At 39.4% G+C, this 10168-nt stretch carries 10 protein-coding genes and 1 pseudogene; 8 read left to right on the forward strand and 3 right to left on the reverse strand.

Annotated features, from left to right (window positions below; all coding sequences use genetic code 11):
• On the forward strand, positions 1-982 hold a 982-nt coding region (locus ACTF6W_RS09090), incomplete at its 5' end, for an SGNH/GDSL hydrolase family protein (protein ID WP_438994225.1).
• Positions 983-1005: 23 nt separating this feature from the next.
• Here the strand turns inward: ACTF6W_RS09090 and ACTF6W_RS09095 are convergent.
• Entirely contained in the window at positions 1006-2292 is a 1287-nt protein-coding gene (locus ACTF6W_RS09095; RefSeq protein WP_438994226.1) for an O-acetylhomoserine aminocarboxypropyltransferase, read from the reverse strand.
• A gap of 385 nt (positions 2293-2677) precedes the next feature.
• Between ACTF6W_RS09095 and ACTF6W_RS09100 the strand changes: the two are divergent.
• The 3 genes and pseudogenes from ACTF6W_RS09100 to ACTF6W_RS09110 all read left to right on the forward strand — a co-directional run bounded on the left by ACTF6W_RS09100 (position 2678) and on the right by ACTF6W_RS09110 (position 5038).
• Positions 2678-3670: pseudogene (locus ACTF6W_RS09100) on the forward strand (amidohydrolase family protein).
• A gap of 135 nt (positions 3671-3805) precedes the next feature.
• Positions 3806-4339 (forward strand): DinB family protein, encoded by a 534-nt coding sequence (locus ACTF6W_RS09105; RefSeq protein ID WP_438994227.1) that lies wholly within the window; start codon positions 3806-3808, stop codon positions 4337-4339.
• A 6-nt stretch (positions 4340-4345) separates the two neighbouring features.
• Positions 4346-5038, forward strand: coding sequence for an aspartate/glutamate racemase family protein (locus ACTF6W_RS09110; RefSeq protein ID WP_438994228.1), 693 nt, complete (start codon positions 4346-4348; stop codon positions 5036-5038).
• A gap of 4 nt (positions 5039-5042) precedes the next feature.
• On the opposite strand, the gene ACTF6W_RS09115 is transcribed toward ACTF6W_RS09110, so the two are convergent.
• Entirely contained in the window at positions 5043-5384 is a 342-nt protein-coding gene (locus ACTF6W_RS09115) for a 5-carboxymethyl-2-hydroxymuconate Delta-isomerase (protein WP_438994229.1), read from the reverse strand.
• A 1-nt stretch (position 5385) separates the two neighbouring features.
• Entirely contained in the window at positions 5386-6405 is a 1020-nt protein-coding gene (locus tag ACTF6W_RS09120; protein WP_438994230.1) for an arginase family protein, read from the reverse strand.
• A gap of 88 nt (positions 6406-6493) precedes the next feature.
• On the opposite strand from ACTF6W_RS09120, the gene ACTF6W_RS09125 reads away from it, so the two are divergent.
• The 4 genes from ACTF6W_RS09125 to argC all read left to right on the forward strand — a co-directional run.
• Positions 6494-7159 (forward strand): TIGR00730 family Rossman fold protein, encoded by a 666-nt coding sequence (locus tag ACTF6W_RS09125; RefSeq protein WP_438994231.1) that lies wholly within the window; start codon positions 6494-6496, stop codon positions 7157-7159.
• A gap of 26 nt (positions 7160-7185) precedes the next feature.
• Positions 7186-8193 carry a VOC family protein gene (locus ACTF6W_RS09130; RefSeq protein WP_438994232.1) on the forward strand — a complete coding sequence of 336 codons (1008 nt, stop codon included), beginning with the start codon at positions 7186-7188 and terminating at the stop codon, positions 8191-8193.
• A 219-nt stretch (positions 8194-8412) separates the two neighbouring features.
• A complete protein-coding gene (locus ACTF6W_RS09135) occupies positions 8413-9018 on the forward strand; it encodes a methyl-accepting chemotaxis protein (RefSeq protein WP_438994233.1) in 606 nt (201 codons plus the stop codon).
• Between the two features lie 61 nt (positions 9019-9079).
• Positions 9080-10168: N-acetyl-gamma-glutamyl-phosphate reductase (argC, locus tag ACTF6W_RS09140; protein ID WP_438994234.1), on the forward strand; the 1089-nt coding region annotated here is incomplete at its 3' end.

Here is a 10168-nt window from a genome sequence, read left to right on the forward strand (position 1 = left end):
TGGCGATGTGCAATTGGTTAGTGGGCAATTTAATGATGCTATTGCGACTTATGCTAAGGCAATTGAATCTGATCCCTCAATCATGGAGTTTCATATTAAGCAAGCTGATGTGCATAAGATCAAAGGTGATTACGAAGCAGCTATAAAAAAATATGAAGATGTTCTTTCAAACGATGTTAATGATCCGGTCTCAATTGCTAACTTGTCTGTGTTAAATCATTTGTTAGGTCATGATGATAAATCGAAAGAATATCTTGAAAAATTAGATGATAATTTATTTATGAACTTGCCCAATGTCGTATCAAAGCAATTTTGCGGTTCTTATAAAAGGTTTATGACTAAGCTATTAGAATTTAAAGAAAATAGTAAAAGTAAGACTTCTAAAAAACTTAAAAAAATTTGGGCCTTTGGTGGTGATAATGCCCTTTCTTTAAAAGGGCAACAGGCTACTTTTGAAGGTCAAAATTATGAATTTGATGCCAAGTGGACAGTTAATGACCGTGCGTTGTTAATTGCTCAAAGCGGAAGTGGCGTGTTTAAATTGTCTATAAATCATCAGTTTTCAAAATTTGATAAAGAAACAAATGTTCTTTTGGCTTTCGGATCTAATGACTTTATACCTAGTGCTTTATTTTTGCAGGATGTAAAAAATAATTTTGATAACATTGCTAAGAGTGTCACTGGATTGGCTACTGGATATTTTAATAATAGTCTAGCTATGGTTCGTGAACATGAATTAAATCCGATTTATGTTTCCATACCGGCGCCTGTTGTTGATGTAAATATTGATGGGGCAAAGGAAGTAAGTGTCCTAACTCAACAATTTAATGCCGAGCTTAAAAAACTTTGTGATGGTGAAAAAGTGACTTATGTTGATCTATTTTCGTTTACGGATAATGGTGATGGTTGTGCGGATCAAAGTAAATACCTTGAAGGTATTCGTCTGCTGCCGACAGCAATAGGTGATGCTCTGGCCCAATAAATTGGGCCAGGCAATTAAATTCTTTATGCATTTAACGCTTTTTCAAGATCGGCAATAATATCTTCCACATCTTCGATGCCAATGGATAATCTAATGACGTCTGGTCCTGCGCCTGCTTTGATTTGGTCAGCTTCGCTAAGCTGACTATGGGTTGTTGAAGCAGGATGTATGATTAAGCTTCGTGCATCACCAATGTTGGCAAGATGAGTAAATAATCCAACACTCTCAACCATTTTGACACCAGCATCATAACCATCTTTTAAACCGATTGTCATTACGGCACCACCACCCTTTGGCATATATTTTTGCTGCAATTGATGATAGGGATCATCATCAAGCCCTGAATATGAAACCCATGAAATTTTATTATGTGATTTTAGATGGTTTGCTACCATTAATGCATTGTCGCAATGTTTCTGCATGCGTAGCGGTAGCGTTTCGATGCCATTTAAAATATAAAAGGCATTTTGCGGTGATAAGCATTGACCAATATCACGCAAAGAAAGAACGCGACACGCAATGGCAAAGGCAATATTTCCCATGGCGGGCCCAAACGTATCTCCAATCACAAGTCCATGATAACTGTCACAGGGTTTTGAAAAAGTGGAATATTTATCATTTTTCATCCAATCAAAATTACCACTATCGACAATAACACCACCAATACTGTTTCCGTGCCCACCTAAGAATTTAGTGAGACTGTGAACGACGATATCTGCGCCATGTTCAATTGGGCGACAAAGATATGGTGTCGCCAGTGTGTTATCAACAACCATGACAATACCCGCTTCTTTTGCAACGGCGGCTATGCCTGCAAGATCTGTGACGATACCGCCAGGGTTTGCCAGGCTTTCCACAAAGATGGCTTTCACATTATCATTAAGGGACGCCTTGAAATTTTCAGGTGATGGATCAACAAAAGTTGTATTCCAACCAAATTTTTGAAAGCTATTGCCCATTTGGGTAATAGATCCGCCATAGAGTTTATTAGAGGCTAATATTTCATCACCAGGCTCAAGCAACATATGAAATACTGTGAATTGAGCTGCATGTCCGCTTGAAGTTGCGACAGCAGCAACGCCACCTTCTAATGCGGCGACACGTTCTTCTAACACGTTCGTGGTTGGGTTCATAAGGCGAGTATAGATATTTCCAAATTCCCTTAAGCCAAATAAATTTGCAGCATGGGCCGTATCATTAAATTTATAAGACGAGGTTTGATAAATCGGTGTTGCACAAGCGCCCGTTGTGGGATCAGGGTTTTGACCCGCGTGAAGCGATAATGTGGAAAATTTATAATTCTCTGACATTTGTTATATTTCCTTTTTTAATATCTATGACGAATTCCATTAATTCTGAATAACAAACAAAAATCATTCAATCAAGAAGAGCTTTATATTTCCATGGAAATGGTCAATACTTGAAAGAAAATTATAAAGGGAGGAACAAGTGAAGTATTTTTTCAAGACATTAATGCTGTTTTTTATCATGTCTGCTGTGTCGTATGCACAGGAGAATGAACAAAAGGCGCGTGAAGTCAGCATTATTCACGCAGGAACATTATTAAGCATTGCCGGTGAAGAACCACTTAAAATGCAGTCAATAATCGTTGAAGGTAATAAAATTATTTCAATAGAAGCAGGGTATGTTGAAATTGCGGGCGCAAGAATTGTTGATATGCGAGATAAGTTCGTTATGGCGGGGTTATTTGATTCACATATTCATATGGCAGAGGGGGATTTAAATAACCCGCTGGCTAATGCCGCAGATCATGCACTGATGGGGGTAAAGAATAGCCGGAAAGTGTTGATGGCAGGGTTTACGACTGTTCGTGACCTTGGGGCGCGTGATGATACACTTTATAAAGTTATTGATGCGATTGAAGATGGTGAAATTATTGGTCCGCGCATAATACCCGGCGGCATTATTATTGGTGTGGAAAGTCGCGCAAACGGCAGAGAATGTAACGGCATTGAAAGTTGCCGCAAAACCACTCGTGACATGATCAAAGAGGGGGCACAGTGGATAAAAATAAGATCAAGTTGTCGTGGTGGGCAATTATGTGCCAATTAGGATGGGCCGCCAATCTTTTTTGATGATGAAATTCAAACAATTATTGATGTCGCAAAAAAATATAAAATTCCGGTCGCAACACATTCACATACGCGTGACAGTTCATTGCAAGTTCTAAAATATGATATTAGGAGCCTTGAACATGGGACATTCATGAATGAAGAAGCCATGGACATGATGATTGAAAAGGATGTGATATTTGTGCCGACTATGTCAAATTTGGATGAAACGAGTGCGCGTGCGCACAACCCTGAAACTGATCCCATTTTCGCTGCGCATAGTATGAAATTTGTTGAGCGCCAACCCAAAACTTTACTTAAGGCATATGAAAAGGGTGTAAAGATCGCAACGGGTATAGATGGTCGCGGTAGAAATGCGGGTACCAATTACCGGGAAATAGAATATTTCGTCAGATCAGGCATTCCTATATCAGAAACCCTTAAGATGGCAACAATTAATAGTGCAGAACTACTTGGGTTTGCAGATACACTTGGAGCAATTGAAGAAGGCAAGCTTGCGGATATTATTGCCATGGATGGCAGTCCTCTTGAGAAAATAGAAAATATTCGAAAAGTGATTTTCGTAATGAAAGACGGTAAAATTTATAAGGAATAGCAGTTAATATTTCTGTGAATTAATTTAATTGGCCGGCAGTGCTTGAAATACTGCCAGCCATGCCATATTTACTTATATATCAATATAGACATGTAACAGTGGGTTAAATCGATAGAGCCCAAAGGAGATAAACCCATGGCCATCATGCCAATGACAGAATTTGATCGTTTTATGAGAATGTTTGACCGGATGTTTGATTTCGTTGAAACATATATTCATAAAACACCTGATGATAAATATGAATGGATTCCTTTGGATGGCCCGGGCGTTAGCTTTGGTGACCGTTTGGAAAATATTACCATTAAAGGGTTATATGTTCATTTGACGACATCAGAAGACGGTTTCGTCAGATCACTATTAAGTGTTGAAGACGGGGGAGAAATTCCACTGCCAATCAATGAAGAGCTTACCAATTCAGTTTATGACGGTGATTTTGTCGCAATGGGTCGTGAAATTCATGAAAATTGCATGGAAATGCTTAAGGAGTTAACCCCTGAGGACTTAACCAAGACAGTTTGGTTCCAAGGTGGCGAATATAGCGCAATGGGCTTTCTTTGGGCGTTATATGGACATTATGCCTATCACCTAGGGAATATCGACACCTATATGCGTCAGGGAGATATGAAGCCCACAGCATTCTTTAATTTCACAGATCCTGAAATGGCGTAATTTCACATGAAAACAATTGGTCTCATTGGCGGTATGAGCTGGGAAAGTACGGCTCATTATTATAGTGGCTTAAACGAAGGCATTAAGGCGAAACTTGGCGGTCTTCATAGCGCGAAAATTGCAATGGTCAGTGTTGATTTTGCACCAATTGAAAAATTGCAACATTTAGGTGATTGGGATGCGACTGCTGATATATTAATTGATGCCGCAAAAAACGTCGAAGTGGCTGGTGCAGATTTCGTTATGATCTGCACAAATACAATGCATGAGGTTGCTCCTAAGATAGAAGAAGAGATTTCAATACCTATATTGCATATTGCCGATGCGACAGCAGATGCCATTAAGGATAAAGAATTTAAAAAAGTAGGACTACTTGGAACAGCGTTTACAATGAAGCGTGCCTTTTATAAAGGAAGACTTACTGATAAACATAACATAGAGGTTATTACGCCTAATGATGAGGAGCGTAAAATCGTTCATGATGTGATTTATCAAGAACTATGCCTTGGTGAGATTAAAGACACATCGAAAGCAGTATATTTAAAGATCATAGAAAGACTAGCTAAAGCAGGCGCTGAAGCCGTAATTCTTGGATGCACAGAAATAGGTATGCTTGTAAACCAATCAGATACAAATGTAATACTTTTGGATACAACAGCAATCCATGCAGAAAAAGCCGTAGAGCTAGCGACCGAATAAAAACTTATTTTATTTGCTTATTATAACTTGGACCATGTAAATCAACTACTTCAACACTGGTGCATTTGGTATTGCCTACAATAGGGGCTATCTTTTCCAGCACGTTATTTGTTATCAATAGTTTTTGTTCATCGGTTCGTCCAGGAAGTATTTTGACTGTCAAATGAATAAAATCATCGCGGTCTAGTCCTGATTTATAATATTCAACTTTGGTCGCACGCACTTTAATAGCGGTAGAGTCAAAAAGACCCGTTTCTTCAATGCCGGCAAAGGACATATTGACAAGACCCTTTATGTCTAGAGCAGCTTCAAGTTCGCTTGTATATTCAATAATGCAATGTGGCATATTACACTTTTCCTTCGCGTATCATTATGCCTTCGACGGCAGCTTTGGTCATACGGTTTACGGCATTAAGGCCAATATTATCAGGATCTTTTGCTGGAATGGACGCAAACCCAATTGCGGCAGCTTTCGGATATTTTTGGAAGATATCTTTAAACATGGCAGCAAGTTCATAGCTTGTGGGGCCATTTTCCGTCGGATAGTTGTGATAAGGCATTTCAGATGCATCAAGAATATCAAGATCAATATGAACATAAATTTTGTCTGATACTTTGCTTAAGGCATCCATTTGATCATAAACATTCTGTGTAAGACCGCGAATAGCATCAACGGTGATGTTTTCAATTCTTGCTTTATCAAGTAAATGTTGCTCCATAGGGTCAACATCTCTTAATCCTGCCGTCACAATATGCTTTGAGGTTAATGGCGTTTCAAGTTTTGAATCGCGACGAACCTGATGCAGCGCTAAGCCATTTGCAATGGCAAGTGGCATGCCGCCCATTGATCCTGAACGTGTTGTTTCCGGTGTGTTATAATCAGCGTGGGCATCAAGCCAAAGTATGCTTACGGATGATGTATCCGTTGACGTTAATGATTGCTGTAAACCACCAAGCATACAGAGGGAAGAGGGACAACTTGCTAAAAAGCCGACAGTGAAATAACCGTCCGCTTCATTTTGCATAACATTATCTGCTAGGCGACCATTGGCATATCCCATTCTACGCCAGCTACCATATTCGGTTTCTTCACGTTCTGAAAGTTCTGCACTGGATAAACGAACATTCGCCCCCATATCACGAAGCATGTCTTGTATGCCGCAATTTGCCATTGTGTCTGGTCCATCAAGGGCATTTTTTCCGCCAGAGCCGGGTCGGTGGGATTGAACAGCTATGGCAATTCGCATTGAGCCATCTTCGTTAAAATAATTACGGTCTGATGTGCTATCTTTTTTTACAAGCTGAGCAAAAGCAATTGTTGGAATGAGCGTTAATACAGCAGCGATTTTAAGTGCAGCGAATTTCATAAATTTTCCCCAATAAATATTTTGATCTTTTCAAAATCTACTATACAAACAAAGGGTAAGTCAAATACCGGAGAGGTGAAAAGGCCGAATGAAGAATAAAAATTGTAAAGATGAAAATTTTCTTGCTGGCAGTCATGGTTTCTTTCGTGATTTAGGACGTGTTTTTGAAATTACTTGGGAATTTTGGAAAGGGTTTCAAAATTTAAGACATGTTGGACCATGTGTAACAGTTTTTGGTTCAGCACGATTTAAAGAAGGCGATCAATATTATGATTTGGCACGGGATGTTGGGTTTGCATTAGCAAAAAATGGTTATGCCGTTATGACGGGCGGTGGTCCAGGCGTTATGGAAGCGGCCAATAGAGGCGCGCATGATGCAGAGGGAAAGTCAATTGGGTGCAATATAATATTGCCAATGGAACAAGGTTCTAATCCCTATACGACATTAGATGTGACTTTTGATTTTTTTTTCGTGCGCAAAGTGATGCTCGTTAAATATTCGAAAGCATTTATTATGATGCCGGGCGGCTTTGGAACTATGGATGAACTATTTGAAACGCTGACATTGATGCAAACGGAAACAATTAAAAATTTTCCAGTTATCGCATTGGGGACCGATTATTGGAACGAACTAAGGCCTTTTATTGAAAAGAGCCTCATAAAACATAAAACCATCGATCCGCAAGACCCTGATTTAGTTCACGTAACTGATGATATCGAGGAAGTGATTGAAATTATTAAGTCATGTGATTAAAGTTGCATCAGAAAAGGGAGATATAAATGAAAAAATTAATGAAAGTTATTCTGGTAATGGGTTTTGGTGTTCTTGCCGCCTGTTCAGAAAATAATACGAGCGAAGAGCCGGCACCTACTATGGATGATGTCAAAGAAATGACACGTGACATTATCGGGAATAATGCGTTTTTATATTATAAAGATTATGATGAAGCATATGATTTTTATTATAATAAAATGGGTTTCAAGAGTGTTTTTGAATTCCCGGGTTTTGCTGCCATTTTCCAATTTTCACCGACGACATTCATCACGATTGTAAATGATGATGGATCGGGCAGGGGAATGCACAGCGCAGACGAAGCAAAAACAATTGCAATTGCGATTTTAACGGATCAAGTTGATGGTTGGTATAAATATGCGGTTGAGCAGGAAATGCAAATCTGGAATCCGCCAAAGCCACTTGGTGATAGTGCGCATAACGGTTTCTTAGTTACAGATCCCGGTGGTTATATACTTGAATTTGAACATTTTGCCCCGCATCCAGAAAATGTTAACTTTATGCCACTTCTTGATAAGCTAGAACATTTATATGTAGATCCTAATCAAGGAAGCCCGCGCCCAACCGATCTTGGGTTCAAAGCGGGGATATATTGGCTTTATCATAATGACCTTGAACGTGCTGAGACATTTTATACAGAAGCTTTCGGTATAGAGAAAATAGTGGAACAGCCATTCTCGGATATTTATAGGTCTAGCCCATCTGGTTTCTTAGGACTTGTTGACGGTAATGGTCCTGGTATTCATGAAGCGACCAAAGATAAGGCGGTTAATGTAGGCTTTATGGTTAGTAATGCACAAGCTTGGTGGGATCACTTAAAGACCGTTGAAGGGTTCACATTCCGTCATGAGGAACTTTATCATGAAAGTGATAGTGACGGTAATGAGCTTATTGATATTGTCATCGGTTATGATCCTGAAAACTATTTTATTGAAATAGATCAATTTCTTGATGTAGAGGCCAATAAAGCAATAAATGAAGCGCTTGGTCAGTAATAGAATCGAACACTGATACTATCAAAAAATCCAATAACACCGCTGTTATTGATTGAATAGCGGTGTTTTTTATTGAAAAATTTAAGTTTAATATTTTGTTCTAAATAACTGTAAATAAGTATGAAATTAAATTTTATGACTTTTTTGCAATGAATTTAAAATAAATTTATTGACGAGGAATATTCTTTATCCATTAAAGAAATTTCAAGGCAAGTTGATATGTCCAATAAACAATCGGATAAAGCATCAGAAGAAGCATTGAGTGCTAAAGAAACAATTGATGATTTAAAAGTGTCTTCAATTAACATTGGTGAAGTTATTAAAATGATCAATGTCATTGCGGGGCAAACCAATTTATTAGCGCTTAATGCCACCATTGAAGCGGCACGTGCCGGTGATGCCGGTAAGGGTTTTGCGGTTGTTGCAAGTGAAGTTAAATCACTCGCGACACAAACTGCAGATGCCACAGGAAGTATTGATGCACAAATTAGCGAAATTCAAGAAAAGATCACACATTCCGTGACTGGTGTTGAGGATATATCAAATATTATCAGTGATTTAAATGAAATTTCAGATAGCATTTCAAGCGCAACTCAGGAACAGCTTTCAGCAACGCATGAAATTAGCCAAAATGTACAAGAAGCATCTTTAGGTACACAAGAAGTGTCCCAGCATATTCAGCAAGTTGAGACAACGGCTGGAAAAACACTTGAGAGTGTGAGCGAGCTAACAAGCGCGTCTTCGCAGCTAGAGACGCTCGCGAAAAGCCTGCAGACGAAATCGAATGAGTTTATATCGGCTTTGCTCGGTGAAAATGCTGCTTAAATGATTGTTTAAAACGCAGAATGGGGATATATGGTAATATATTATTTAAAAGGATATTATCATGACACATTCTGCGACTTCTGACACAAAAATAAGAGCGGCAATTTTAGGCGCCAGTGGATATACAGGTGCAGAACTTGTCCGATTATTACAGCGTCATCCTAATGTAGAAATAGTCCTCTTAACGGCTGACCGAAAAGCGGGTCAATCCATTGAACAAGTTTTTCCACATCTTGGCGGCGAAGGATTGCCAAATTTAATGGCAATTGATGATGTTGAATGGGCTGGTCTTGAACTTGATGTCGTTTTCTGCGCACTTCCGCATGCAACATCGCAGCGTATCATTAAAGGTATCCTTCATGAAACAGGGCACGGATTTATCGATGAAATGATCGTTGAAACACCCGAGGATTACGCAAATGCCATTCAAGGAAGTGTTAAGGTCGTTGATTTAAGTGCTGATTTTCGTCTTCGAGACGCGGAAACCTATGCGGAGTGGTACGGCGGCGAACATGACGCATTAGAGCTTCAAAAAGAAGCGGTTTATGGATTAACTGAGCATTACCGAGAGGACGTTAAAAATGCACGTCTTGTTGCGTGTCCGGGTTGCTACCCAACGGCAGCGCTTCTCGCGCTTATCCCATTAATGAATGAACACGCCATTTCCAAAGACGGTATCATCATTGATGCAAAGTCGGGCGTGACGGGAGCAGGGCGCAGTTTAAGAGAAGGGAATTTATTCACTGAAGTTTCTGAAGGTATGCATCCATATGGTATCGCATCGCATCGCCATGCACCTGAAATTGAACAAGAACTCTCTCGCGCCTATGGTGATGATGTGCTTCTTACATTTACACCGCATTTGGTTCCTATGAACCGCGGCGAGTTAGAAACAATTTATGTAACACTAGAAGATGGTAAAACGGCAAGCGATTTAAGAGAAATCCTTATAGACCGCTATCAATCAGAACCATTTGTTACTATTGTTGACGAAGGTGTAGTGCCAGCAACACGTCATGTTAGAGGATCAAATAATACCGTCATTGGTGTATTTGAAGATCGCGTACCAGGAAGAGCAATTATAATCGCAACGGTCGATAACTTGGTTAAAGGATCATCTGGTCAAGCCATACAAAACATGAATTTAATG

It is taken from the genome of Pseudemcibacter sp., assembly GCF_965661635.1.
Classification (GTDB): domain Bacteria; phylum Pseudomonadota; class Alphaproteobacteria; order Sphingomonadales; family Emcibacteraceae; genus Pseudemcibacter.